The organism is Novosphingobium sp. FW305-C-111, from assembly GCF_058783565.1.
This window is the reverse complement of the sequence record NZ_JBYSYP010000002.1, coordinates 256010-279578: the sequence shown is the minus strand read 5'-3', so window position 1 is coordinate 279578 and position 23569 is coordinate 256010. Positions and strand designations below refer to the sequence as shown.

24 protein-coding genes are annotated in these 23569 nt (G+C 67.9%); 16 read left to right on the top strand and 8 right to left on the bottom strand.

All coding sequences use genetic code 11. The features are described from left to right. Positions 1-81 precede the first annotated feature (81 nt). Positions 82-2718, top strand: a complete 2637-nt coding sequence (gene metH, locus AC3WLD_RS03890) for a methionine synthase (protein ID WP_492555609.1) — start codon at positions 82-84, stop codon at positions 2716-2718. Positions 2719-2750: 32 nt separating this feature from the next. Here the strand turns inward: metH and AC3WLD_RS03885 are convergent, their stop codons facing one another. Next, positions 2751-3056, bottom strand: coding sequence for a hypothetical protein (locus AC3WLD_RS03885; protein WP_492555608.1), 306 nt, complete (start codon positions 3054-3056; stop codon positions 2751-2753). Between the two features lie 87 nt (positions 3057-3143). Here AC3WLD_RS03885 and AC3WLD_RS03880 point away from each other — a divergent pair, with 87 nt between their 5' ends. Together AC3WLD_RS03880 and AC3WLD_RS03875 are read left to right on the top strand one after the other, a co-directional pair. Further along, positions 3144-3596 (top strand): DUF2231 domain-containing protein, encoded by a 453-nt coding sequence (locus tag AC3WLD_RS03880; protein WP_492555607.1) that lies wholly within the window; start codon positions 3144-3146, stop codon positions 3594-3596. Then, positions 3593-4900, top strand: coding sequence for a PQQ-dependent sugar dehydrogenase (locus tag AC3WLD_RS03875; RefSeq protein WP_492555606.1), 1308 nt, complete (start codon positions 3593-3595; stop codon positions 4898-4900). The genes AC3WLD_RS03880 and AC3WLD_RS03875 overlap by 4 nt, the downstream gene beginning before the upstream one ends. Here the strand turns inward: AC3WLD_RS03875 and AC3WLD_RS03870 are convergent. After that, a complete protein-coding gene (locus tag AC3WLD_RS03870) occupies positions 4897-5718 on the bottom strand; it encodes an NYN domain-containing protein (RefSeq protein WP_492555605.1) in 822 nt (273 codons plus the stop codon). The two genes, AC3WLD_RS03875 and AC3WLD_RS03870, sit on opposite strands and share 4 nt — an antisense overlap. A gap of 199 nt (positions 5719-5917) precedes the next feature. Here AC3WLD_RS03870 and recQ point away from each other — a divergent pair, with 199 nt between their 5' ends. After that, positions 5918-7699, top strand: coding sequence for a DNA helicase RecQ (recQ, locus tag AC3WLD_RS03865; RefSeq protein ID WP_492555650.1), 1782 nt, complete (start codon positions 5918-5920; stop codon positions 7697-7699). A gap of 5 nt (positions 7700-7704) precedes the next feature. On the opposite strand, the gene AC3WLD_RS03860 is transcribed toward recQ, so the two are convergent. Genes AC3WLD_RS03860 through AC3WLD_RS03850 form a run of 3 tightly spaced genes read right to left on the bottom strand, consistent with a single transcriptional unit; the run spans position 7705 to position 9586 of the window. Beyond that, on the bottom strand, positions 7705-8331 hold the full coding sequence (locus AC3WLD_RS03860) for a carbonic anhydrase (protein WP_492555604.1): 627 nt from the start codon (positions 8329-8331) through the stop codon (positions 7705-7707). Between the two features lie 31 nt (positions 8332-8362). After that, the gene (locus AC3WLD_RS03855; RefSeq protein ID WP_492555603.1) at positions 8363-9349 is read right to left on the bottom strand and encodes a TerC family protein; all 987 of its coding nucleotides are present in this window, start codon (positions 9347-9349) and stop codon (positions 8363-8365) included. A gap of 57 nt (positions 9350-9406) precedes the next feature. Continuing rightward, positions 9407-9586, bottom strand: coding sequence for a DUF465 domain-containing protein (locus AC3WLD_RS03850; RefSeq protein ID WP_492555602.1), 180 nt, complete (start codon positions 9584-9586; stop codon positions 9407-9409). Positions 9587-9906: 320 nt separating this feature from the next. Here AC3WLD_RS03850 and AC3WLD_RS03845 point away from each other — a divergent pair, with 320 nt between their 5' ends. From AC3WLD_RS03845 to AC3WLD_RS03835, 3 genes are read left to right on the top strand one after another with little or no spacing between them, the layout of a single operon-like run. Beyond that, entirely contained in the window at positions 9907-10818 is a 912-nt protein-coding gene (locus AC3WLD_RS03845; protein WP_492555601.1) for an SPFH domain-containing protein, read from the top strand. 12 nt (positions 10819-10830) lie between these two features. Then, positions 10831-11040: a type II toxin-antitoxin system antitoxin gene (locus AC3WLD_RS03840; RefSeq protein ID WP_492555600.1), complete on the top strand. Its 210-nt coding sequence runs from the start codon at positions 10831-10833 to the stop codon at positions 11038-11040. Then, a complete protein-coding gene (locus AC3WLD_RS03835) occupies positions 11033-11335 on the top strand; it encodes a hypothetical protein (RefSeq protein WP_492555599.1) in 303 nt (100 codons plus the stop codon). Before AC3WLD_RS03840 ends, AC3WLD_RS03835 begins: the two co-directional genes overlap by 8 nt. 12 nt (positions 11336-11347) lie before the next feature. On the opposite strand, the gene AC3WLD_RS03830 is transcribed toward AC3WLD_RS03835, so the two are convergent. Continuing rightward, positions 11348-11641: a hypothetical protein gene (locus tag AC3WLD_RS03830; RefSeq protein ID WP_492555598.1), complete on the bottom strand. Its 294-nt coding sequence runs from the start codon at positions 11639-11641 to the stop codon at positions 11348-11350. A 153-nt stretch (positions 11642-11794) separates the two neighbouring features. Between AC3WLD_RS03830 and AC3WLD_RS03825 the strand changes: the two genes are divergently transcribed. The 4 genes from AC3WLD_RS03825 to AC3WLD_RS03810 all read left to right on the top strand — a co-directional run bounded on the left by AC3WLD_RS03825 (position 11795) and on the right by AC3WLD_RS03810 (position 13749). Beyond that, positions 11795-12250 carry a thermonuclease family protein gene (locus tag AC3WLD_RS03825; protein ID WP_492555597.1) on the top strand — a complete coding sequence of 152 codons (456 nt, stop codon included), beginning with the start codon at positions 11795-11797 and terminating at the stop codon, positions 12248-12250. An 86-nt stretch (positions 12251-12336) separates the two neighbouring features. Beyond that, complete coding sequence (locus AC3WLD_RS03820) at positions 12337-12477, top strand: hypothetical protein (protein WP_492555596.1); 141 nt, start codon at positions 12337-12339, stop codon at positions 12475-12477. A gap of 81 nt (positions 12478-12558) precedes the next feature. Continuing rightward, on the top strand, positions 12559-12942 hold the full coding sequence (locus AC3WLD_RS03815) for a DUF4870 family protein (protein WP_492555595.1): 384 nt from the start codon (positions 12559-12561) through the stop codon (positions 12940-12942). A 219-nt stretch (positions 12943-13161) separates the two neighbouring features. Beyond that, entirely contained in the window at positions 13162-13749 is a 588-nt protein-coding gene (locus tag AC3WLD_RS03810) for a thermonuclease family protein (protein WP_492555594.1), read from the top strand. A 106-nt stretch (positions 13750-13855) separates the two neighbouring features. Here the strand turns inward: AC3WLD_RS03810 and AC3WLD_RS03805 are convergent, their stop codons facing one another. Then, on the bottom strand, positions 13856-14848 hold the full coding sequence (locus AC3WLD_RS03805; protein WP_492555593.1) for an agmatine deiminase family protein: 993 nt from the start codon (positions 14846-14848) through the stop codon (positions 13856-13858). A gap of 5 nt (positions 14849-14853) precedes the next feature. Beyond that, entirely contained in the window at positions 14854-16779 is a 1926-nt protein-coding gene (locus tag AC3WLD_RS03800; protein WP_492555592.1) for a M28 family metallopeptidase, read from the bottom strand. On the opposite strand from AC3WLD_RS03800, the gene AC3WLD_RS03795 reads away from it, so the two are divergent. From AC3WLD_RS03795 to AC3WLD_RS03775, 5 genes are all read left to right on the top strand, one after another. Further along, complete coding sequence (locus tag AC3WLD_RS03795; protein ID WP_492555591.1) at positions 16667-19570, top strand: bifunctional [glutamine synthetase] adenylyltransferase/[glutamine synthetase]-adenylyl-L-tyrosine phosphorylase; 2904 nt, start codon at positions 16667-16669, stop codon at positions 19568-19570. The two genes, AC3WLD_RS03800 and AC3WLD_RS03795, sit on opposite strands and share 113 nt — an antisense overlap. 4 nt (positions 19571-19574) lie before the next feature. Beyond that, the gene (locus tag AC3WLD_RS03790; RefSeq protein WP_492555590.1) at positions 19575-20048 is read left to right on the top strand and encodes a peroxiredoxin; all 474 of its coding nucleotides are present in this window, start codon (positions 19575-19577) and stop codon (positions 20046-20048) included. Further along, on the top strand, positions 20048-20842 hold the full coding sequence (locus AC3WLD_RS03785) for a ferritin-like domain-containing protein (protein WP_492555589.1): 795 nt from the start codon (positions 20048-20050) through the stop codon (positions 20840-20842). Before AC3WLD_RS03790 ends, AC3WLD_RS03785 begins: the two co-directional genes overlap by 1 nt. A 184-nt stretch (positions 20843-21026) precedes the next feature. After that, entirely contained in the window at positions 21027-21782 is a 756-nt protein-coding gene (locus tag AC3WLD_RS03780; protein WP_492555588.1) for a M23 family metallopeptidase, read from the top strand. 237 nt (positions 21783-22019) lie between these two features. Further along, complete coding sequence (locus AC3WLD_RS03775; RefSeq protein ID WP_492555587.1) at positions 22020-23564, top strand: acyl-CoA synthetase; 1545 nt, start codon at positions 22020-22022, stop codon at positions 23562-23564. Positions 23565-23569: the final 5 nt, after the last annotated feature.

Genomic DNA, 23569 nt, shown 5'->3' with positions numbered 1-23569 from the left:
TGGGCCTGTTGGTGGCACCATCCAGTAAGTAACAGGCCCACCCCCGACCCCTCCCGCCAGCGGGAGGGGGGAGACAGCGCAGTGACCAGTACCACCCCCTCCTCCGCCCGCTTCGTCAATGTCGGCGAACGCACCAACGTCACCGGTTCGGCCGCGTTCAAGAAGCTGATCCTCGCCGGCGACTATGCCAAGGCGGTCGACGTCGCGCGCCAGCAGGTGGAGAACGGCGCGCAGGTCATCGACGTCAACATGGACGAGGGCCTGCTCGACGCGGTCGAGGCGATGACCACGTTCCTCAAGCTGATCGCCGCGGAGCCCGACATCGCCCGCGTGCCGGTGATGATCGACAGCTCCAAGTGGGAGGTGATCGAGGCCGGCCTGAAGTGCGTGTCGGGCAAGCCGATCGTCAACTCGATCAGCATGAAGGAAGGCGAAGCTCCGTTCCTCGACGCCGCGCGCAAGTGCATGGCCTATGGCGCGGCGGTCGTCGTCATGGCCTTCGACGAGAAGGGCCAGGCCGACACCAAGGCGCGCAAGGTCGAGATTTGCACCCGCGCCTACAACCTTCTCACCGGCATCGGCTTCCCGCCCGAGGACATCATCTTCGACCCCAACGTCTTCGCGGTCGCCACCGGCATCGAGGAGCACAACAACTACGCAGTCGACTTCATCGAGGCGGTGAAGGAGATCCGCATCGCCTGCCCGCACGTCCACTTTTCGGGCGGGCTGTCCAACCTTTCGTTCTCGTTCCGCGGCAACGAGACGGTGCGCCGGGCGATGCACTCGGTGTTCCTCTACCACGCGATCCCGGCCGGGCTCGACATGGCGATCGTCAACGCCGGCCAGCTCGACGTCTACGACACCATCGATCCCGAACTGCGCGATGCCTGTGAAGACGTCATCCTCAATCGGGACGAGGGCGCGACGGACCGGCTGATTGCGCTAGCCGAACGCTACAAGGGCAAGGACGCCGCGCAAGAAAAGGCAGCGGAGGAATGGCGCGGCTGGGAGGTCGTGCGGCGCATCGAGCACGCGCTGGTCAAGGGCATCGATGCCCACATCGTCGACGATACCGAAGAGGCGCGCCAGCAGATATTCGAGCGCGGTGGCCGCCCGATCGAGGTCATCGAAGGCCCGCTGATGGACGGCATGAACACCGTCGGCGACCTGTTCGGCAGCGGCAAGATGTTCCTCCCCCAGGTCGTCAAGTCGGCCCGCGTGATGAAGAAGGCGGTCGCCCACCTGATCCCGTTCATCGAAGCGGAGAAGGAGGAAGGCGCGAAGGCCAAGGGCCGGATCGTCATGGCCACGGTCAAGGGCGACGTCCACGACATCGGCAAGAACATCGTCGGCGTCGTGCTCCAGTGCAATGGCTACGAGGTGATCGACCTTGGCGTCATGGTGCCGTGGGCGACGATCATCGACACGGCTGTCAAGGAGCAGGCGGACATCATCGGACTGTCCGGCCTCATCACGCCGTCACTGGACGAGATGGTCACCGTGGCCGAGGAAATGCAGCGCGCGGGTCTCCAGAAAGGGGACTTCGCCATTCCGCTGCTGATCGGCGGCGCGACCACCAGCAAGGTCCACACCGCGCTGCGCATCGATCCGGCCTATGACGGGCCGGTGATCCACGTGCTCGACGCCAGCCGCGCGGTCGGCGTGGCCAGCCAGCTGCTGTCCGACACCCAGCGGGACGGTTTTGTGGAGAGCACCGCCGCCGATTACCAGCACGTCCGCGACGTCCGCGCCGGCAAGGACGCCTCGATCCTGCTCAGCCTCCAGGACGCGCGCGCCAATGCGTTCAAGCCCGACCTTTCGGAAAAGCCGATGCCGCCCGAGCAGCCCGGACTCCACGTGTTCGAGGACTGGGATCTCGCCGATCTTGTCGCCACGTTCGACTGGACCCCGTTCTTCCGCGCCTGGGAGCTGGCCGGCACGTATCCGGCGATCCTCGAAGACGACGTGGTCGGCGAAAGCGCCCGCAACCTCCACGCCGACGCGCTCGCCATGCTGGACCGGATCGTTTCGGAAAAATGGCTGACCGCCAAGGCGACCTGTGGCTTCTGGCCTTGCGCCCGGGTGGAGGACGACGTCGTGCTCCATCTCGAAGGCAACGTCCCGCCGATCCACCTGCCGTTCCTGCGCCAGCAAATCCGCAAGAGCCGCGACCGCGCCAACTTCTCCCTTGCCGATTTTATCGACCCCCAGGGCGACTGGATCGGCGGGTTCGCGGTGGCGATCCATGGGATCGAGCCGCACCTCGCCCGCTTCCAGGCGGCGCACGACGACTACAACGACATCCTGCTGAAAGCGCTGGCCGACCGCTTTGCCGAGGCGATGGCCGAGCGGCTTCACCAGCACGTCCGCACCACGCTGTGGGGCTATGCCCCGGGCGAGCAGCTGACCAACGAGGCGCTGATCAAGGAGCAGTACCGCGGCATCCGCCCGGCCCCGGGCTATCCTGCCTGCCCCGACCACAGCCTGAAGCCGATCCTGTTCGACCTGCTCCAGGCCGAACAGTCCATCGGCATCACGCTGACCGAAAACTTCGCGATGCTGCCGACCTCGGCGGTCTCGGGCTTCTACTTCGCCCACCCGGAGAGCCAGTATTTCGGCGTAGCCCGCATCGGGCGGGACCAGCTGGAAGATTACGCTACGCGGCGCGGAATTTCGCTGGAGCAGGCGGAACGCTGGCTGCGGCCGAATTTGGACTGACGACCCTCCCCCTCCCCGCATGCGGGGAGGACCTACCCCAGCCGCACCGGCGAGGGGTCGCCGCGTTCCTCGATCAGCTTGGCGCGCGCAATCGCCCGGCAGCGCAGGTAGCGGCCTTCGACCTCGCCCTCGGGCAAGTCGGCGAGCTTCGCCGCCAGCCCCAGCGCTGCGGCCATGCCCTTCTCGCTCATCCGGTCGAGCAGCGGCACCGGGTGCAGTCCCAGCTCCGCGGCGAGCGCCTTCAGCCCGCGCACGGTCTCGGTGAATTCGAACTCGGTCAGTCGGCCGGACTCGAATTCCTCCTTGCGCAGCAGCGCCTTGCTGAGGTCGAAGCTCATGCCGCCAAGATGGCTGCGCTGCGCTCTTCTCGCAACCATCTGCGCGCCCGTACGTTACCCATCCGGGACCTGCGCGGAGAAACAACAATGGATTCCAGGAACTTCCGGCCGCGCGCGCGGATCGGCGGGGTGCCCATCCACGCCATGCTCGTGCCATTCCCGCTCGTCTGCCTGACCGGCGCGATGCTCACGGACCTAGCCTATGCGAGCCAGCCGGAGGTGCAGTGGACCAATTTCTCGCAATGGTTGCTGGCGTTCGGGACGTTCTTCGCCGGGATCGCCGCGCTGTTCGGGCTGGTCGACTGGTTCGGCAACCGCCGCGAGGTGCGACCGAAGATCGGGATCCTGCACCTCTTCGGAAACCTTGTGGTCTTCGTCCTCGCGTTCTTCAACAATTTGGTTCACGCCCGCGACGGATACACCTCGGTCGTGCCGACCGGTCTCACGCTGTCAGTGCTGACCGTCCTCCTGATGGTGGTGACGGGCTTTCTCGGTCACCGCATGGCCTATCTTCACGTCTCGCGCGAGGTGCGGCCATGAAGCGCCTTGTCCTTGCCGCCTCGGTCGCGGCGCTCGCCCTGCTTTCTGCCTGCTCGAAGCCGGAATTCCCGGCAAGCGAGCAGTATGGCTACAACCCCAAGCTGCCTGAGCCGGAGCAGTATCTCATTCCGCCGATGGGCTTGGCCAAGCCGGTCGGATGGGCGCCCAATACCGCCCCCAAGGCGCCCGCCGGGTTCGTGGTCCAGCGCTATGCCGAAAACCTCGCGGGTCCGCGCCGGATCCTCCCGCTTGCCAACGGCGACGTGCTGGTCGCCGAGTCCGGCGATCCCGGATACGAGCCGGTGTTACGGCCCAAGGACATCTTCTTCAAGATCACGCTCGGCCAGGTGCACAGCGACGTCAAACCGGGCAACCGGGTGCTCCTGCTGCGCGACACCAACGGCGATGGCCGGGCAGACCAGCAGACGGTCCTGGTCGACCACCTCGCCTCGCCGTTCGGCCTCGCGATGATCGGCAACACGCTCTACGTCGCCGAAACCGACCAGATCGACGCCTTCCCCTTCACGCCCGGCGCGACCAAGGTCGGAGCAGGCCGGGTGGTGACAGACCTTCCCGGTGGCCCGATCGACCACCACTGGACCAAGGACCTCACCGCCAGCCCCGACGGCAAGTACCTCTATGCCGGGGTCGGTTCGAACTCGAACATCGTCGAGAAGGGCCTGGAAGCCGAACACGGCCGCGCCGCGATCTGGCAGGTCGACCCGGCGACCGGGGCGAAGCGGCTCTACGCGACCGGGCTGCGCAATCCCAACGGCCTGACCTTCCAGCCCGGCACCAACGAGCTGTGGGCGGTGATCAACGAGCGTGACGAGCTCGGCAACAACCTCGTGCCCGATTATCTCACCTCGGTGAAGGACGGCGGGTTCTATGGCTGGCCCTACAGCTATTACGGCCAGCACGTCGATCCGAGGGTGATGCCGCAGCGACCCGATCTGGTGAAGACTGCGATCATCCCCGACTACTCGCTGAGCAGCCACGTCGCCCCGCTGGGGCTCGCCTTCCTGTCGGGCGGCGCATTCCCGTCACAATACCAGGGCGGTGCCTTCATCGGCGAGCACGGCAGCTGGGACCGCGAGGTCTACAACGGGTACGCCGTCGCGTTCGTACCGTTCGCGAACGGGCGGCCGAGCGGGCAGAAGCAGGATTTCCTGACCGGGTTCATCGAGGGAAATGGCGACACCCACGGCCGCCCGGTCGGCGTGGCGTTCGACGCTTCGGGCGCGCTGCTGGTAGCGGATGACATCGGGAACGTGATCTGGCGGGTCGCGCCCGCGGCGCGCTAGGCGTCCGGTTTCGGAGCGCGGTCCTTGTTCCGCTTGTCTGCGATCAGCGGCTGCGCGCCCTTGGGGCGGACGATGTCGAACAGGCCCGTCGCTTCGAACAGCGCGGGAAAGTTCTTCACGCCGTAGTTGCGCGGATCGATCGACGAGACCTTCTTGGCGTTGCTGCCGGCCGATGCGAGAACCGACCAGCCGTCGTCGCGCATCGCCGCGGTCACCGCGTTGCGCAATGTCTGCACCAGCTTCGCATCCTGGGCGAGCGGGTTGCCGGGCTTCTTCGCCTTGGCGGCCTTGGCGGCGGGCGGCGGGGCATTCGGCACGGCGGTGTCGGCGGCGTCGGCAGGTTCGGCCGCCCCTCCCAGACTGTCGAGATAGAGAAACCGGGTGCAGGCGTTCGAGAACGGCTCGGGCGTCTTGCGCTCGCCGAAGCCATAGACCGCCGCCCCGGCATCGCGCAGGTGCATGACCAGCGGGGTGAAGTCGGCGTCGCTGGAAACGATGCAGAAGGCGCTGGGCCGCTTGGTATAGAGCAGCTCCAGCGCATCGATCACCAGTGCCATGTCGCTGGCGTTCTTGCCGCTGGTGTAGCTGAACTGCTGGATCGGGCGGATCGCGAATTCGTGGAGCCTGTCCTTCCAGCCCTTGAGCTGGGCAGAGGTCCAGTCGCCATAGGCACGCCGCACGTTCGCCGTGCCATACTTCGCCAGCTCGGACAGGATCGTATCGATCCGGGCATGGGAAATGTTGTCGGCATCGATGAGGACGGCGATCTGCCAGTCGGCATTGCCGTTGGCGGGCGGGTCGGAAAGGGGTTGGCTCATCGGCGGGTATTAACAGGTTTGCGGCCTCGGTTGGGCAATTTCCCGCCGCGCGCCGTTTTCCTACCGACGCACGATCTGCCATAGGGCGCGGGTGAGCCATCCGCGCCCCTTTGCCCCGTTCGACGAGACCTGGCTGGACGAGGCCGATGGGCCCGATTTCCTGCAGGAAGAAACCGCCCCGGTGTTCTTCCCCAGGACCGTGTCAACTTCGTCAACTTCGATCCCGGAAGAGGCGCTGCACGCGGTCTTCGGCTTCAAGGCCTTCCGCGGCGTGCAGCGCACGGTGGTCGACCGGGTGCTGGCCGGCGAGTCGACGCTGGCGGTCATGCCGACCGGCGCGGGCAAGTCGCTGACTTACCAGCTGCCGGCGGTGATGCGCGAGGGAACCTGCGTGGTCATCTCGCCGCTGATCGCGCTGATGCACGACCAGCTCCGCTCCGCCCGCGCCAATGGCATCGCCGCCGCATCGCTCACGAGCGCAGACAGCGATGCGGTGCGCGAGGCGACGATCGATGCCTTCCGCGCAGGGCAGCTCGATCTGCTTTACGTGGCGCCGGAACGCGCCAGCCAATCGCACTTCCGCGAGCTGCTTTCCGCCGCACCGGTTTCGCTGTTCGCCATCGACGAGGCGCACTGCGTCTCCGAATGGGGTCACGACTTCCGCCCCGACTACCGCCTGCTCCGCCCGCTGATGGACGCGTTTCCGGCGGTGCCGCGCCTCGCGCTGACGGCGACGGCGGACCGGCACACCCGCGAAGACATCCTCGCCCAGCTCGGCATCCCGGCGGACGGGCTGATCGTCGCCGGGTTCGACCGGCCCAACATTCGCTACGCCATCCGCCCGCGCGACGGGGTGGCGAGCCAGCTCGCCGCGCTGCTGACCGAACAGCCGGGACCGGGCATCGTCTACGCCCAGACCCGCGCGCAGGTCGAGCGGCTGGCCGAGGGGCTCGGCAGGAATGGCCGCGCGGTGCTGCCGTACCATGCGGGCCTCCCGGCCGAGGTCCGCGCCGCCAACCAGGCCGCGTTCGTCGCGAGCGAGGACATGGTGATGGTCGCGACCGTTGCCTTCGGCATGGGCATCGACAAGCCCGACGTCCGCTTCGTCGCCCACGCCGGACTGCCCAAGTCGATCGAGAGCTATTACCAGGAAACCGGCCGCGCCGGGCGCGACGGCGATCCCTCGGTCGCGGTGATGTTCTGGGGCGCAGACGACTTCGCCCGCGCCCGCCAGCGCCTCTCAGAAGTCGAGGAAGCCCGCCGCGCCGGGGAGCTGGCGCGGCTAAGCGCACTCGCCGCGCTGGTCGAGACGCCGCACTGCCGCCGCGCCGTGCTGCTCCGCCACTTCGGCGAGGACCCGCCGCCGGCCTGCGGCAACTGCGACAACTGCCTCGAAGCGCCGGGCACGATCGACGCGACCCAGGTCGCGCAGAAACTGCTTTCCGCCGTCTACCGCACCGGGCAGAGCTATGGCCTCGGCCACCTGATCAAGGTGCTGACCGGGGTTGCCGACGAGCGGGTGACCGCGCGCCGGCATGACCAGCTTTCGGTGTTCGGGATCATCGGGGAAAGCGAGGCGAAGCTGCTCCGCCCCCTCGCCCGGGCGCTCGAGGCGCGCGGCAGCCTGTCGTCAAACGAGCACGGCGGACTGGTGCTGGCCGGCGACGCCAAGGCGATCCTCAAGGGCGAGCGGACCGTCGAGATCGTCGTGCCGCCGGAGAAGGCAAAGCGGCAGCGGCGTGACCGGGGCGTGCCGAACCCGGTCGGCGATCCGCTGTTCGACGCGCTGCGGGCGCTGCGCCGCGAACTCGCGCAGGAGGCGGGCCTGCCGCCCTACGTCATCTTCCACGATTCGGTGCTGCGCGAGATGGCGGCGACCCGACCCGCCAGCCTGGCCGAACTCGGGCAGGTCGGCGGGGTCGGAGACCGCAAGCTGGCGGCTTACGGCGACAGGTTCCTCGCCGTCATCCGCCAGCACTGACCCGCTCAGGCGTCGAAGAAGTCGACCGCCCCGGTCTTCAGGTCGTAGTAAGCGCCGACCACCTTGACCCGGCCGTCTCGCACCGGGGCACCGACGATCGGGTCGGCGGCTTCGCGCAAGCTGCGCACCACCCGCCGCACGTTGCCGTGGATCGCCGCGTCGAGCACGTCCTCGCCGTGGCCGCAGCGGGCCTTGGCGTCGATCGCGGCGGGGAGGATCGGCTGCACCATGCGGGTCAGCGCCGGCGGAAGCTGGGCGTTCTCCTCGACCACCGCGGTCGCCGCGGCCACCGCGCCGCACTTCTCGTGGCCCAGCACGACGATGAGCGGAACCTTCAGTTCGGAAACCGCGAAAGCGATCGAGCCGAAGCCCGCGTCGTCGAGGTAATTCCCGGCCGTGCGGACGATGAACAGTTCGCCCAGCCCGGCCCCGAACAGATGCTCCGGCCCGACCCGCGAGTCCGCGCAGCCGACCAGCGCCGCGAACGGCGTCTGGCCCTTGGCGATCGCGAGACGGCGGGCGGTCGAGATGTCCGCCTCGGGCTGCTCGTCGGCAACGAAGCGGCGGTTGCCTTCGCGGAGACGCTCAAGCGCTTCATCGGCGCTGAGTGCGCGGGTCAGCATATCGCTCATTTGACACTCCCCTTCTTGTTGTCCCGCCGCGTCAAGACGCGACGGGATCATTTGTTCCCCGCGTCTTCCATAGCGAGTAGACCACCCCGGCCCCGATCAGCCCGAAGGTGACCGCGAGGCTCAGAACCGGCGGGAACTTGTCCCCGCCGAGCACGAAGTCGGAGACGAAGATCTTGCCGCCGATGAACACCAGCACCGCCGCCAGCGCGTACTTGAGGTAGGCGAAGCGGTCGATCATCGCCGCCAGTGCGAAGTACAGCGCCCGCAGGCCGAGGATCGCCATGATGTTCGAGGTGTAGACGATGAAGGTGTCGGTGGTGATGGCGAAGATCGCCGGCACGGAGTCCACCGCGAACACCAGGTCGGCGATGTTGATCACCACCAGCGCGAGGAACAGTGGCGTCGCGGCGCGGACCATCCGACCGGACTTTTCGTCCTGCACCTTCACGAAGAAGTGCTGGTCGTGCAGGTCCTTCGTCACCCGCATGTGCCGGCTGATCCAGCGCACCACCGGATTGTTGCCGATGTCGGGATCGTGGTCGGAGGTGAAGAACATCTTCACGCCCGTGAACACCAGGAACGCCGCGAAGATGTAAAGCACCCAGTACGCCTCGGCGACCAGCGCCGCGCCTGCCGCGATCATCGCGCCGCGCAGCACGATCACCGCGAGAATGCCCCACAACAGCGCCCGGTACTGGTACTTTGCGGGGATGGCGAAGAAGGTGAAGATCAGGCTGATCACGAAGACGTTGTCGATCGACAGCGCCTTTTCGATGAAGAACCCGGTGTAGTACTTCATGCCCAGGTCGGCGCCCTTCTCCACCCAGACCCACGCACCGAAGGCGAGGGCGATGGTGATGTAGAACGCGGTGAGCTTGAGCGATTCGCCGATGCCCATCTCGCGGTCCTCCTTGTGGAGGACGCCGAGGTCGAAGGCCGTCAGCGCGAGGACAAGGCCGGCAAACGCCAGCCAGAACCAGGCCGGAGTACCCAGCCAGTCGGTAAAGAGAAATTCCATCAGGTGAATGCTCCGCTAGCCCCGCCTGCAAAAGCAGACGGGGCGCCGGGTAAGGAATCAGCCGCGGAGCGTGCCGGGCTTGCGGATCAGCCGCGCCAGGCGGTCCTTGATCGCGAGCTTGAGTTTCTTGAGCCGCGCCTGCTCCAACGGGTCGGCAAAACGGCGGCGCTGCAGGTTGCGCAGGCGCTCGTCGAGCTTCTGGTGCCGTTCGAGCAGGCGGAAATAACGGTCTGACATCGGTATGCTCCCTATCGGAACGAATGGACGTTCGATCGGATGCGCCGATGTGTGGTTCCGGTCCGGGAAGGGGGGGCTTGGAGCGGCCCGGACCACAAGCATCGGCGTCATCCGATGCGGTCCGACATCACGTGGCAGCTGCAGAAAGGCCCGACGACCTGTTTCACAGCATGCCGCGCCAGAGGGGCCCGGTCCCGCAGGAGTGAAAGTGGATAGAATCGGTCGGATTCGCAAGCCGGTGAATTGTATCGCTTTGTCGCAGATTGACAGCCGCGCCTCTTTCGATATTAATATGATATCACTTTAAAGGGGGATTTCCCATGTCCGATTCGCATCCCGCCATGGCCGCCAGCCGCGAACGCGCGGCGTGGAGCACCAGCGGCTACCTGATGCTCGGCGTGTTTCTCGTGCTCTTGCTGCTCGGCGCCTGGCGCGTCCTGTCGTTCGCGGCGAGCGAGCCGAGCGACGCCGAGGTCGGCGGCTTCGTTGCAAGCATCTTCCTGCTGCCGGTCGTGCTCGTGCTGATCGCCAAGGGCTTCTACATGATCCAGCCCAACCAGGCGGCGGCGATCACACTGTTCGGCTCGTACCGCGGGACGGACCGCAATCACGGCCTGCGCTGGATCTGGCCGTGGCTGGGCAAGACGCGCATCTCGGTCCGCGCCAACAACGTCGTGTCGGAAAAGCTCAAGGTCAACGACCTGCGCGGCAACCCGATCGAGATCGCGACCAATGTGGTGTGGCGCGTCGCCGACACTGCCCAGGCGCTGTTCGACGTCGACGACTACAAGGCGTTCGTCTTCGTCCAGATCGAGGCAGCGGTGCGTTCGATCGGCTCGCGCTATCCCTATGACGACATCGAGCATAGCGAGATCACCCTGCGCGGCAGCCACGACGAGGTGAACGCCGAACTGCGCGCCGAACTCAACGAGCGCCTGACGATGGCGGGGATCACCGTCGACAGCTGCGGCCTGACCCATCTCGCCTATGCGCCGGAGATTGCCGGGGCCATGCTCCGCCGCCAGCAGGCCGAGGCGGTGATCTCCGCGCGGAAGAAGCTGGTCGAGGGCGCGGTGACGATGGTCGAGATGGCGCTGACCCAGCTCAGCGAGAAGAATGTCGTTGAACTCGACGACGAGCGCCGTGCGGCCATGGTCTCCAACCTGATGGTCGTGCTGTGCGGCGAGCGCGACACCCAGCCGGTGGTCAACACGGGCACGCTCTACCAGTAAGGCCGACGAGCCATGGCGCCCCCGGCCAAGAAAGCCTTCCCGCTCCGCCTCGACCCGGCGCTCCACGCCGCGGTCGAGCGGGCAGCGGCAAGCGACCTGCGCTCGGTCAACGCCGAGATCGAATGCCTGCTGCGCGAAGCGCTGACCAGGCGCGGCGTGAAAGTCGGGCAAAGCGAGGCGCCGCGCCGCGGCCGCCCGCCGAAGGATGAGAACGATGGTTGATCGCAAGTACACGACCCGCCCCGGTGACCCCGTGGAAGGTGCCGACGACGGCGCATGGTTCGCGCCCAAGCGCTACGGCCTGGGCTCCGGCCTGCCGATCCGCTGGCAGGGATGGGCGGCGCTCGGCGGCTATCTGGCGCTGCTGGTGCCGTTCCACTTCCTGTCGCGAATGCCCGGGGCGCTGCCCAAAGCCGCTGCTTTCGGAATGCTCCTCGCGGCGACGATCTGGCTCGTCGACATCTCGCGCCGCAAGACCCGCGGCGGCTGGAAATGGCGCTGGGGCGACCGGGACTGACGCCGGCGCGGCTTACTCCTGGTCGGCGGCGGGTTCGCCGTCCTCGCCGGCCGGCTCGAGCTTGTCCTTGACGATCATCACCTTCTTCGGCGCCTTCTCGCCGGTCCGGTCGATCAGTTCGCTCTCGTCCTCGACGAAGCCTTCATCGCCGCCGCTGGCCACCTGCTTTTCGGCAGCGGCAACAGAGCTGGCGGCAGCGGCCTGCTTGTCGCGGTAGTGGAAGCCGTCGGAGAACGCGGCATAGAGGCCGGCGAGGATCAGCAAAGCGCCGACCATGGCGACCCAGCGGTTGGTAAGAACTTCCATCGGTCCAGTCCCGTTTGCGACAGTTCCGCCAGAATAGCAGGGAGCGGTTAGGCGAACCTTAAGGCCGTAGCATCGCTTAGGAGCGCGCCTCAGGAGGCCCGCTAAGCGCCGGCCCGCAATTGCTCCATTTTGGAGATATCGCTACGGCGGGCCATGAAATCCCGTCTCGCCCTGTTCGCTGCCGCCCTGTCGCTTCTCGTCGGAGCGGCGCCCTCAAAGCCATCCCCTCACGCCGCTTCGCCCCAGTTTGCGCTGTGCAGCGGGCCGCATCGCGTGACCTGCGTGGTCGATGGTGACACCTTCTGGCTCGACGGGGACAAGATCCGCATCGCCGATATCAACACCCCCGAAACCTCGACCCCGGCTTGCGCCGACGAGGCGGCACTGGGTCACCGGGCGGCGCAGCGGCTGATCGAGCTGCTCAACGCGGGCCCGTTCGAGCTGGAACTCTGGAAGGACCGCGATACCGATCGCTATGGCCGCAAGCTGCGTGTCGTGATGCGCGGCGGCCACAGCCTCGGGGCGCAGCTGACCGCGGAAGGCCTGGCGGAAACGTGGCGCGGCCGGCGCGGATCATGGTGCCCCGCAAGGGGCGATTCCGGCGCTTAACCGGGCGCTAACCATTACCTGCGAGACTTGCCGCTCCCGGTGGAAGCGGCGCGGTGGTTCGTGCGGCAGTCGGGGGAGGGCCCGGCATGGCCGACACGCAACCCGAACAGCGCACCAGCGGCGACCGCCGCCAGGTCGAGCGCCGGCGCTTTCCGCGCCACGAAGTCGAATTCACCGATCGCCGCGTCGCCGAGCGCCGCAGCGGGCAGGACCGCCGCGACGACTGATTGCGCCGTTCTCCGACGGCGCTTGCCGGGGGAGCCAAGCACAGGCAGGATGCGCTCCGGACACGAAGGGGAGTCCCGCGCATGACCGACAGCCTGCCACCCGTTCCGCCGCCCGGCACCAATCCACCCGCCTCGGGCTTCGACACCAACCGGCCGACCATCATCAGCCTCCTCTATCTCGGCTCGCTGGTACTGGGATTCACCTCGATCGTCGGCGTCGTGCTGGCGTATGTGTGGCGCAACGAGCCGCACGAGGCGTGGGAGGATTCGCACTACCAGTATCTGATCAACACGTTCTGGATCGGTCTGGTCGGCGGGATCATCGGCGTGGTCCTCAGCATCGTGCTGATCGGCATTCCGATCCTGATCGGGGTCATGGTGCTGATGATCGTCCGCTCGATTCTCGCGCTGCTCAAGGCGCAGAAGCGCGAGCCGATGCCCAATCCCTCGACACTGCTGGCCTGACACCACAACATTTTTTTCACGCACGCCGCGAGGCCCGATCGGCTTCGCGGCGCCAAGTCCTGCCTGCGCGGTAACCAGTCTTTCGCCGCGCACCGGCGGGCGGCGATGGTTGACGAGCGCTTGACCAGAACGGCTAACCGAACCTGCGCAAACATGGTCAACGCGGCAGTAACCGCCGTGCTTAAAGCCGGGTAAACGTCACGGGCGGAGGTTCGGCTCATGACCGACTATCGCCCGCATCGCCCCACCCTCCGCCGGCCCGACCCGCTAGCCGGAGGTCCTCGCCGTCACTGGTCGCTGCGCCTGTTTCACGGCCTGCGCAAGGCAACGGGCAACTTCGCGACGCTGGCAGTGGTGCTGCCATCCGCCGCGTTCGGGACCGCGTTCCTGTGGGACGGAATGCCTTCGGGCTTCACCAGCCCGGTCGCTCCTGCCGCGCTCTCCAGCAATGGCGCCGACACCGAGCACGGCCGCTTTGCCCGATGCCGCGGAAGCGAGGCCGATTGTACGGTCGACGCCGCCACCTTCCGCTATCAGGGCGCGATGGTCCGCCTTGCCGATATCGAGGCCCCCGGCCTCGCCAGCAATCGCTGCGCCGAGGAAATGGAAGCAGCCGAAGCCGGCGCGGACCGGCTCGCCGGCCTGCTCAGCCACGGCAAGTTCACGCTGGTCGCTGCAACCGGCGAGATCGACCAGGAAGGCCGCGCGCTGCGCATCGTCACCCGCGAGGGCAAGAGCCTCGGCGCGGAGATGATCCGGGCAGGGCTGGCCGATCCCGCCGGCGACGGCCGCAACTGGTGCGCCTGAGCTAGCGCAAGAAAACACTCGTCATTGCGAGGCCGCAGGCCGCGGCAATCCAGGGCGATTGCGCGCTCTGGATTGCTTCGTCGCTGCGCTCCTCGCCATGACGAGCTTAAGTCGACATCTTCGGCATCTGCTGGCTGGCGCAGTGGAAGCCGCCGCCGCCGGCGAGCACGGCATCGGCCATCAGCCCGACCACCGCCCTGTCCGGGAACAGCTCGGCAATCGCCGCGACCCCGTCGTCGTCGTGAGGCGAGCCGAACACCGGGACCACAACCATGTGCGTCGTGATGACGAAATTCATGTAGCTCGCGGGCTGGATGAAGTCGCCTTCGCTGACGAGCCCGGGCGAAGGCACCTCGACCACCTCCACCCCGAAATCCCGCGCCCGCGCCGCCGCGTCGGCATAGATCGCCGCGTTGGGGTCGCCGGGCCCCGTCGCGCGCGGCACCGCCAGCCGGTTTGGCGCAACGAACCGGGCGAGGTTGTCGACGTGGCCGTCGGTGTGGTCGTTGACCAGGCCGTCACTTAGCCAGAGCACGCGGTCAAAGCCGAGGTCGCGCAACAGCCGTGCTTCGAGATCACCGCGCGACAGGTGCGGGTTGCGGTTCGGGTTGAGCAGGCACTGCCCGGTGGTCGCGACCAGCCCGGTCCCATCACCATCGAGCGCCCCTCCCTCGAGAATCCAGTCCGCCCGTGTCGCCGGCAGCCCCGCGCTTTCCGCAAGATCGGCGCCGATCGCCTCGTCGCCCGGCATCAGGTATTTGCCGCCCCAGCCGTTGAACCCGAACAGCTTCGCCTCGCGCCGCGCTCCGTCCGACACGATGAGCGGCCCGGTATCGCGGAGCCATATGTCGCCATAGACCCGCCGCTCGAAATGGACCGACGCGCTCGCCAGGCTCCGCGCCCGCGCCTCGTTGGCGGCATCCCGGACCACGAGCCGGACCTCCTGCCCGCTCTCCGCCACGGTGCTGGCAAACCGCGCGATCTGCTCCTGCGCCGCATCGATGACGCCCGACCATTCCTCGGCGATGTGGGGAAAGCCGATCCACAGCCAGTCCTGCGGATGCCATTCGGGGGGCATCCGCATCGTCGTATCGGTCATCGTCGTCACTGTCCTCGTTCGCCCGCCGTCGCATCGCGCAGCGCGCGGAATTCGTCGCCTTCGCGCCAGTTGGGCCACGCCGTGGTCGTCGCCAGCATCCGCCCGATGCGGTAGGCGAGTTCGACGTCCTGCATGATGCCGGACCATTGCCAGTCGGGCGAATACTCGTCCGACGGCGCGTGATAGCGGTTGGTATCGTAGTCTTCGGCCTCGGCCGCGCCCTGCGCCTTGCCGCCGCGGGTCAGGTCGAGCCCGCGCTCGGGATTGAGCATCGGCACACCGCGCTTGGCGAGCGAGAAGTGGTCGGATCGGTAATAGCTCCCGCGCTCGGGATGCTCCTCGTCCGCCGCGACCAGCCGCATCTGTTCGAGCCCGGCCTTGAAGAACACGTCGAGGTCCGACTTGTCGCCGCCGACCGACACCACGTCGCGGGTCCAGCCGCCGGGACGCAGCGAATCGAGATTGATCCCCCCCGCGGTCTTCGCCAGCGGGTAGGGCGGGTTCTCGGCATAGTATTCGCTGCCGAGCAGCCCCGACTCCTCCAGCGTGGTCGCGACATAGACCTGGCTGCGCGGTGTCGGGCCCATCGCGGCGTTCATCGAGGCGAGTTCGGCCAGCGCGGCGACGCCGGTGGCGTTGTCGACCGCGCCATTGCAGATCGGGTCCTTCGCCTTGGGTTCGCACACCCCCAGGTGGTCCCAATGTGCGGTGTAGAGCACGGTCTGGTCCGCCTGGGTCGTCCCGGGAAGCACGCCGATCACGTTGTATGACTTGGCGGTGCGGATCGCGTTGACGAACGAGACGCTGGCAGAAACACCCATGTCGACCGGCTTGAACCCCGGCTGGCGCGCCGCGGTAGCAAGCGTCTCGAAGTCCTTGCCGGCCGCCTTGAAGATCTCCTTCGCCGCGGCGAGCTGGATCCAGCCTTGAACGGCGGTCGGATTGGCCGGCGCATCGGCGGCGGGCGGAAGCGCGTTCTGCGGGCCCGACCAGCCGGACTGGACGACGTTCCAGCTGTAGCCCGCCGGGTAGGTGTCGTGGACGATCAGCACGCCCGCCGCGCCCTGCCGCGCCGCTTCCTCGAGCTTGTAGGTCCAGCGCCCGTAATAGGTCATCCGCCGCCCGCCGAACGGGCCGCTGTCGGCCATGTTATCGGGGTCGTTGACCAGCACCACCGCGACCTTCCCCTTCATGTCGAGCCCGGCGTAGTCGTTCCAGCCCAGCTCCGGAGCATTGACGCCATAGCCGACGAAGACCATCGGCGCGTCCTTGAGCTCGCTCTTGGCCGGGCCGGTCGGGCTGACGGCGACGTATTCGCTGCCGAACTCGTATTGCACCGGCTGCACCCCGCCGGTGATCCGCAACGGGGAATAGCCGCTGCCGGTGATTTCGATGCTGGGCACCGGCTGGAGCCACGTGCCCTTGTAGCCCGGTTTCAGCCCCGCCGTCTCGAACTGGCGAACGATATAGTCGATGACGAACGCCTCGGCGTTGGTGCCGGGGGCGCGGCCGGCGAAATCGTCGGACGCGAGGGTGCGGACCATGTCCTGCATGTGCGCGACGTCGATCCGCGGAACGGCCATGCTCATCGCCGCGGGATCGGGCGGCGGCGGCGCGGGCGATGTCGGGCGGACCAGGGCGGGCGTCGCGGGTGCATTGCGGACGGCGACGGCCGGGGCGCCCGAGGGCGTCGGCGACGGCTTCGCACCCGGCGGCGGGAGCTCGGCGAAACCTGGTGTCACCACCGTGACTTCGGGCGATGGGGTCGCATCAGGCGACGGGGCCGCAGCCGGCTCTTCGAGCGCCTTCTTCCCGACAATGCCGGAGGCGATCACCGGGATCACCGCGGCGGCGCAGCCACCCAGCGAAAGCGAGAGGGGAGGCAGGGCGACGAGCGCGAGGCGGCCAAAGGGGCGACAGGGGAATCGCATGGGGCGATGCTTGGCAGAGCGGCCCGCGACCCGCAAGGCACGCTTGATCGCAAGGGCCGCCTCGGGCATCGCAAAAGCCATGGGCGACACCGCGACCACCGGCGATTTCGGCAAGGCCCTTGCCCGCGCCCGGAAATTCTCCCCGTTCCTCCATCGCGCGCTGGATCGGATGCCTGCGCTTGAACAGGTTCTTGCCGCCGGCGATCTCGCGCAAGCGCTCGCAATGGCCCGGGCCGCCGGCGAAGGCGCGGACGAAATCGGCGTGGCCCTCCGGCGCGAGCGGCTGGCGCTGGCGCTGGCGGTCGGCATCGGCGACCTGGCCGGGGCATTGCCCCTGGCCCGGGTGGTTCATAAACTCTCCGAATTCGCAGACCGCGCGCTCGACGCCGCGATCCGCGAAGCCGTGCTGCGCCGCGCGCCGGACGGAAGCGCGGCGAAGGGCTTTTCCGCGATCGCGCTCGGCAAGCACGGCGCGTGCGAGCTGAACTATTCCTCCGACATCGACCCGATCCTGCTCTACGATCCCGCCATCCTGCCCCGCCGCGACCGCGACGGGCCCGGCGAGGCGGCGGTGCGCGTGGCGCGGCGGGTTGTCGAAACGCTCGGCGCGATGACCAGCGAAGGCTATGTCTTCCGGGTCGATCTTCGCCTGCGCCCGGCTTCCGAAGTCAGCCCGCTGGCGATCCCGTTCGAGGCGGCCATCGTCCATTACGAATCGAGCGCGCTGGCGTGGGAGCGCGCCGCGTTCATCCGCGCCCGCGCAGCCGCCGGGGACGTCGCGGCGGGCCAGGCCTTCCTCGATACGATCCGCCCCTTCGTGTGGCGGCGCAGTCTCGACTTCGGCGCGATCGACGAGATCGGGCGGCTGACCACGCGGATCCGCGACCACTATGCCGGCGGGCAGGCCGTCGGTCCCGGCTATGACCTCAAGCGCGGGCGCGGGGGGATCCGCGAGGTCGAATTCTTCGCCCAGACCCACCTCCTGATCCACGGCGGCCGGCGGCCCGAACTGCGGCTGCGCGGTACGCGCGCGGCGCTCGATGCGCTGGCGTCGGCGGGAATCATCGCGGCCGAGGATGCGCAGGTGCTGGGCGAAAGCTACGACCGGCTGCGCACGCTGGAACACCGCCTGCAAATGGTCTCGGACCAGCAGACCCATTCGCTGCCGACCGACCCGGCGGCGCTCGACGGCGTGGCGCGGCTCGACGGGCTGGCGGACGGCGGGGCGCTAGTGGCCGAGCTTTCCGTCATCTCCGATGCGGTCGGCAGCCGCTTCGATACCCTGATCGCAACTTATGCGCCGACCGGCGCGGTCGCGGTCGCGGCGACGCCGCTGGCGCTCGAACTCGAGGCGATCGGCTTTGCAGAGGGCGAAGCCATGGCGGCGCGGATCGAAACCTGGGAGGGCGGCCAGTTCCGCTGCCTGCGCGGGGCCGAGGCACGAGAGGCGTTTGCCCGCATTCGCCCGCAACTGCTCCATGCCCTCGCCGTCGCGCCGGACCCGGAGCGCGCACTGCTGCGCTGGGAGGCGCTGCTCGCAGGCCTGCCGAGCGCGATCAACGTGTTCCGCCTGCTCGAGGCGCGCCCCGGCCTGCTCGACGTGGTCATGCGCGTCCTTGCCCACGCCCCGGCGCTGGCCGACGAACTGGCCCGGCGCGCCGACCTTATCGACATCCTGATCGACCAGAGCGCCTTCGCCCTGCCCGGCAGCGTCGAGGAGATTGCCACCGAACTGGCACGGGGCGAGGCCGGCGACGATTACCAGCGCCTGCTCGACGCGGTCCGAGTCAAGGTCGGCGAGCTCCGCTTCGCGCTGGGCGTCCAGCTGGTCGAGGGCGAGCGCGATCCGCTGGAGGTCGCCGCCGCACTGTCGCGGGTCGCCGAGGCGGCGATCGCGGTGCTGGTCCCGGCGACCGAGGCCGAGTTCGCGGCGAAGCACGGCCGGGTACCCGGCAGCCGCCTTGCGCTGCTGGGGCTGGGCCGGCTGGGCGGGGCCGCGCTGACCCACGCCTCGGACCTCGATCTCGTATTCCTGTTCAGCGGCGAACATTCTGCGGAAAGCGATGGGCCGCGGCCACTCGGGGCCACACTCTATTATAACAGGCTTGCGCAACGCGTCGTTGCCGCGCTGTCGGTGCCGACGGCGGCGGGCGCGCTCTATGAGGTCGATACCCGGCTGCGCCCGTCAGGCACGCAAGGGCCGATTGCGGTCAGCTTCGACAGCTTCGCGCGCTACCAGCGCGAGGAGGCCTGGACCTGGGAGCACATGGCGCTCACCCGCGCCCGCGTACTCCATGCCGAAGAGGCCGACCGGAGCGAACTCGAAAGCATCGTCGCCGCGGTGCTCGCAGCCGAGCGCGATCCGGCCGGGCTTCGAGCCGATATGCTGAAGATGCGCGGCGAGATGGCCGCACACAAGCCACCAAAGGGTCCGCTCGACGTCAAGCTCGCGCGCGGCGGGCTGGTCGATCTCGAATTCCTTGTCCACTTCCACCAGCTGCGCGACCGCGTTGGCGTCGTCCCGTCGCTCGGCGCGGCGCTCGATGCACTGGCGGACGCAGGCGTGCTCCCGGCAGAACTGCGCACGGCCCACGACCTGCTGACCCGGCTGCTGATCGTCGTGCGTCTCATGGCGCCCGACGGAGCCTATCCGCCCGAAGCCAGCCGGGGCATCGTCGCCCGCGCCTGCGGGTTCGAGGATTGGGCGACCTTGCTTGGCGGCGTGGTGGAGGCCAAGAGGCAGGTCGGTGCGGCATGGTTCGCCGCGTTCGGCGAGACACTGGAGGTATGACGGCATGAGCGAGCGGCCCGGCATTGGCGACCCCTTCCCCGACATCGCGCTGGAAACGCCCGATGGCGGCAGCGTGAAGGCCTCGGACTTCACCGGGAGCAAGCTGGTGGTGTTCTTCTATCCCAAGGACGATACGCCCGGCTGCACCACCGAAAACAAGGACTTCTCGGCACTGGCCGGCGAGTTCGAGACAGCCGGCACCGCGCTGCTCGGCGTCAGCAAGGACCCGCCGAAGAAGCACGCGAAGTTCGCCGAGAAGCACGGCCTCGTCGCCCCGCTCGCCAGTGACGCCGAGCACGGCGGCCTGTCCGACGCGCTCGGCATCTGGACCGAGAAACAGAACTACGGACGGACCTACATGGGCATGGTCCGCACGACGTACCTCGTCGGCCCCGATGGCCGCATCGCGCGGGTGTGGGACAAGGTGAAGGTCAAGGACCACGCGGCCCAGGTGCTGGAGGCGGCAAAGGCGCTGTGATGCAATCCGTCGCCGCAGCCATCCGCACGGCGATGCTGACCGCGAATCCGCGTGACAAGGCGATGGCAGCGCGCGCCGTCGCCCGCGACTTCGCGGCCGGGCGGCTGGCGTTCGACTTCGATGCGCCGATGCCCGACCGGCCTGCGCGGCCGGATCGTCCGGAACTGCTCCCGCCCGGGCAGATGCCGAAGCGCGGCAAGGGCGGGTCGGAGCGCGGGCGGATCGCCCTGCTGCACGCCTTGGCCCATATCGAGTTCGTCGCCATCGACCTTGCGCTCGATGCAGCGGGCCGGTTCGGTGCCGAGCGCGGGGCGCAGTTCGTGAAAGACTGGCTGTCAGTCGCCGCGGACGAAGCGATGCACTTCGCGCTGCTCGACCGCCGGCTGAGGACGCTTGGCAGCCAGTACGGCGCATTGCCCGCGCACGACGGACTGTGGGAGGCGGCACAGGCCACCGCGCACGACCTCGCGGCGCGGCTGGCGATCGTCCCGATGGTACTCGAAGCCCGGGCGCTCGACGTAAGTCCGGCGACTATCGACCGGCTCCGGACGGTGGGGGACGAACGCTCGGCCCGCATCCTCGAACGAATCCTTGACGACGAAATCCGGCATGTGCGCTTCGGCACAACCCACTTCGCGAATCTGTGCAAGGAGAGGACGATGGCGCCCGAGGTCCTGTGGAAAACCTTGGTTCAGCGCCACTTCGGCGGCACCATTAAGCCGCCGTTCAACGACTCAGCGCGTCTCGCTGCCGGTTTGTCGCGGCAAATGGTGGCGGCTGTTGCCAGCGCGTAAACCGCCCCGCATACCCCCAACACACGAGATGGCGGGGGGTTCCGACCATTTTCGAAACACTCTCCAGGCGGCCGGGCACCAGTCCTGCCAGACCGCGCCGGAGAACGTCGTACTGGGGGTTCAGCACGGCGATGGATGGCCTCAAGGCCGCCGCGCCGCGAATGATAAGGTCGAACGGGTCGTAATGTCGCACAAGTTTTCCCACTACGGTTTCGGTGCCTTCGCGGCCCTTGCTTTCGCTTCCTCGGCAGCTCCGGCCTTCGCCAACAGCGCCGCCTCCGCAGACATCGCCGCTCCGCTGCGCGCCGCCTCGGCCGCCAAGACCGGGGCCGAAGCCGGTGACGCGGAATTCCGCCAGCTCTTCGCTTCCTGGCAGTCGCTCGACAACGGGATCGTCCTCCCCTCGAAGACCAACACGACCGCCGCCGCCACCGGGGTTTCGACCCGCCGTGGCTCGGCCTCGATCCCCTCGATGATGCCGGTTGAAAGCAGCCGCGGCATGTCGAGCGGTTATGGCATGCGCGTCCATCCGGTTCTCGGTGGCCGCCGCGCTCACAAGGGCATCGATCTTCCCGCCGCCACCGGCACCCCGATCCGCGCCACGGCCGACGGCGTTGTCGAAATGGCTGACTGGTTCGGGGGCTACGGCCTTTATGTCCAGCTCGAGCATGGCGGCGCGATGGAAACCCGCTACGGCCACATGAGCCGGATTGCGGTTGCCGCTGGTCAGACCGTCCGCAAGGGTGACGTGATCGGTTATGTCGGCTCGACCGGCCGCTCGACCGGCCCGCACCTCCACTACGAAGTCCGCGTCAACGGCGAGGCGGTGAACCCCGTCCCCTACATGCACGCGCCGAGCGAAGCGCCGGTGCAGGGCGAAGACTTCAAGAAGGCGTTCGCGAGCATGGATTCGCTGGACGGCAAGGGCGGACCGGAGTAAGGCTCCCCCCACGAGTTTCGCATCTTGGAGAGGATGCAGAAAAGGGCGGCGAGAAATCGTCGCCCTTTTCATTTGCTTGCCTGACACAGCCTGCGGCGGATGACCCGCCGATTGTCCTTGGCGAATCATGACAATCCCCGGGCCTCATGCGCAATTGCGCTTTGCGGCGCTGGCGCACGGGCCTTAAACCGTCTGGTATGACGGCCGCAGGGCCGCGAGCGAGAGGATTGTCAGGCCATGCATTTCCACCCTTCGTTCCATGCGAAGAGCCACCCGGAAAAACCGGCCGTCATCATGGGCGGCACCGGCGAGACGGTGTCGTATGCCGATCTGGACGCGACCAGCAACCGCTTCGCGCAGCTGTTCCGCCAGCGCGGATTGCAGATCGGCGACACCGTCGCGCTGTGCCTGGAGAACCACCTCCACTACTTTTCGGTCGCATGGGGCGCGCAACGAGCGGGCCTTGTCTATGTCGCCATTTCCTGCCGCCTGACCGCGCCCGAGATCGCCTATATTGCCGAGGACAGCGGAGCGAAGCTGCTGATCGGCTCGGCTTATACATCCGCGACGCTCGACGAAGTGGCCAAGCTCGCGCCCGGCGTCGACCAGCTGCGGTTTGACGGCACCGGCACGCATGACCTTGCCGCCGAGCTTGCTGCGCAACTGGCCGAGCCGGTCCCCGACGAGCGTGCCGGCTGCGACATGCTCTATTCGTCGGGCACCACCGGCAAGCCCAAGGGCGTGCGCGTTCCGCTGCCGGAGGACCCGGCGATCGGTGCGACCAATTCGCTCCATGCGCTCGCTCACCAGGCCTTCGGCATCCGCGAGGATGCGGTCTACCTATCGCCCGCGCCCCTTTATCACGCGGCACCGCTGCGGTGGTCGATGACCGTGCACCGGCTCGGCGGCACCGTCGTGGTGATGGAGAAATTCGACCCCGAACACGCGCTCCAGCTGATCGAGACCTACAAGGTCACCGACAGCCAGTGGGTGCCGACCCACTTCGTCCGTCTGCTCAAGCTGCCTGACGAGGTTCGCGCCAGGTACGATATCTCGACTCTCAAGTGCGCGATCCATGCCGCCGCGCCCTGCCCGGTGCCGGTCAAGAAGGCGATGATCGAGTGGTGGGGGCCGATCCTCCTCGAATACTACGCCGGAACCGAAGGCAACGGCTTCACCTTCATCACCAGCCCGGAATGGCTGCAGCGGCCGGGTTCGGTCGGCCGCGCCCTCACCGGCATCCTGCGGATCTGCGACGAGAGCGGCGATGAAGTGCCGCGCGGCACCGAGGGCCAGGTGTTCTTCGAGCCAACCGAGGGCATGGCCCAGTTCCAGTACCATAACGATCCCGCAAAGACCGCCGACAGCCGTAACAAGCACGGCTGGTCGAGCCTCGGCGACGTGGGCTGGGAGGACGAGGACGGCTACCTGTTCCTCACCGACCGCAAGAGCTTCATGATCATCTCGGGCGGGGTGAACATCTATCCGCAGGAGATCGAGAACCTGCTCGTCACTCACCCGAAGGTCGCCGACGCGGCGGTCATCGGCGCGCCCGATGCGGACATGGGCGAGCGCGTCGTAGCGGTGGTCCAGCCCGCGAACTGGGCCGAAGCGGGGCCCGCGCTGGCCGCAGAGCTGACCGAATACCTCGCGCCCCAGCTCAGCCGGGTGAAGATGCCAAGGCAGATCGACTTCCGCGAGGAATTGCCGCGCGAACCCACCGGCAAGCTGTTCAAGCGCTTGCTGCGCGATGAATACAAGAAGGCCGCGGAAGCCGCCTGACCAGC

Bases quoted from the DNA above. Each gene is read 5' to 3' on its own strand.
- AC3WLD_RS03875 (WP_492555606.1), top strand. From the start codon at position 3,593: ATGAAGCGCCTTGTCCTTGCCGCCTCGGTCGCGGCGCTCGCCCTGCTT.
- AC3WLD_RS03850 (WP_492555602.1), bottom strand. From the start codon at position 9,586: ATGTCAGACCGTTATTTCCGCCTGCTCGAACGGCACCAGAAGCTCGAC.
- AC3WLD_RS03800 (WP_492555592.1), bottom strand. From the start codon at position 16,779: ATGCGATTCCCCTGTCGCCCCTTTGGCCGCCTCGCGCTCGTCGCCCTG.
- AC3WLD_RS03790 (WP_492555590.1), top strand. From the start codon at position 19,575: ATGAGCGAGCGGCCCGGCATTGGCGACCCCTTCCCCGACATCGCGCTG.
- AC3WLD_RS03795 (WP_492555591.1), top strand. From the start codon at position 16,667: ATGCCGGAGGCGATCACCGGGATCACCGCGGCGGCGCAGCCACCCAGC.
- AC3WLD_RS03885 (WP_492555608.1), bottom strand. From the start codon at position 3,056: ATGAGCTTCGACCTCAGCAAGGCGCTGCTGCGCAAGGAGGAATTCGAG.
- AC3WLD_RS03780 (WP_492555588.1), top strand. From the start codon at position 21,027: ATGTCGCACAAGTTTTCCCACTACGGTTTCGGTGCCTTCGCGGCCCTT.
- AC3WLD_RS03825 (WP_492555597.1), top strand. From the start codon at position 11,795: ATGAAATCCCGTCTCGCCCTGTTCGCTGCCGCCCTGTCGCTTCTCGTC.
- AC3WLD_RS03830 (WP_492555598.1), bottom strand. From the start codon at position 11,641: ATGGAAGTTCTTACCAACCGCTGGGTCGCCATGGTCGGCGCTTTGCTG.
- AC3WLD_RS03840 (WP_492555600.1), top strand. From the start codon at position 10,831: ATGGCGCCCCCGGCCAAGAAAGCCTTCCCGCTCCGCCTCGACCCGGCG.
- AC3WLD_RS03820 (WP_492555596.1), top strand. From the start codon at position 12,337: ATGGCCGACACGCAACCCGAACAGCGCACCAGCGGCGACCGCCGCCAG.
- AC3WLD_RS03870 (WP_492555605.1), bottom strand. From the start codon at position 5,718: ATGAGCCAACCCCTTTCCGACCCGCCCGCCAACGGCAATGCCGACTGG.
- AC3WLD_RS03785 (WP_492555589.1), top strand. From the start codon at position 20,048: ATGCAATCCGTCGCCGCAGCCATCCGCACGGCGATGCTGACCGCGAAT.
- AC3WLD_RS03775 (WP_492555587.1), top strand. From the start codon at position 22,020: ATGCATTTCCACCCTTCGTTCCATGCGAAGAGCCACCCGGAAAAACCG.
- AC3WLD_RS03855 (WP_492555603.1), bottom strand. From the start codon at position 9,349: ATGGAATTTCTCTTTACCGACTGGCTGGGTACTCCGGCCTGGTTCTGG.
- AC3WLD_RS03845 (WP_492555601.1), top strand. From the start codon at position 9,907: ATGTCCGATTCGCATCCCGCCATGGCCGCCAGCCGCGAACGCGCGGCG.
- AC3WLD_RS03860 (WP_492555604.1), bottom strand. From the start codon at position 8,331: ATGAGCGATATGCTGACCCGCGCACTCAGCGCCGATGAAGCGCTTGAG.
- AC3WLD_RS03810 (WP_492555594.1), top strand. From the start codon at position 13,162: ATGACCGACTATCGCCCGCATCGCCCCACCCTCCGCCGGCCCGACCCG.
- AC3WLD_RS03815 (WP_492555595.1), top strand. From the start codon at position 12,559: ATGACCGACAGCCTGCCACCCGTTCCGCCGCCCGGCACCAATCCACCC.
- AC3WLD_RS03835 (WP_492555599.1), top strand. From the start codon at position 11,033: ATGGTTGATCGCAAGTACACGACCCGCCCCGGTGACCCCGTGGAAGGT.
- AC3WLD_RS03805 (WP_492555593.1), bottom strand. From the start codon at position 14,848: ATGACCGATACGACGATGCGGATGCCCCCCGAATGGCATCCGCAGGAC.
- AC3WLD_RS03880 (WP_492555607.1), top strand. From the start codon at position 3,144: ATGGATTCCAGGAACTTCCGGCCGCGCGCGCGGATCGGCGGGGTGCCC.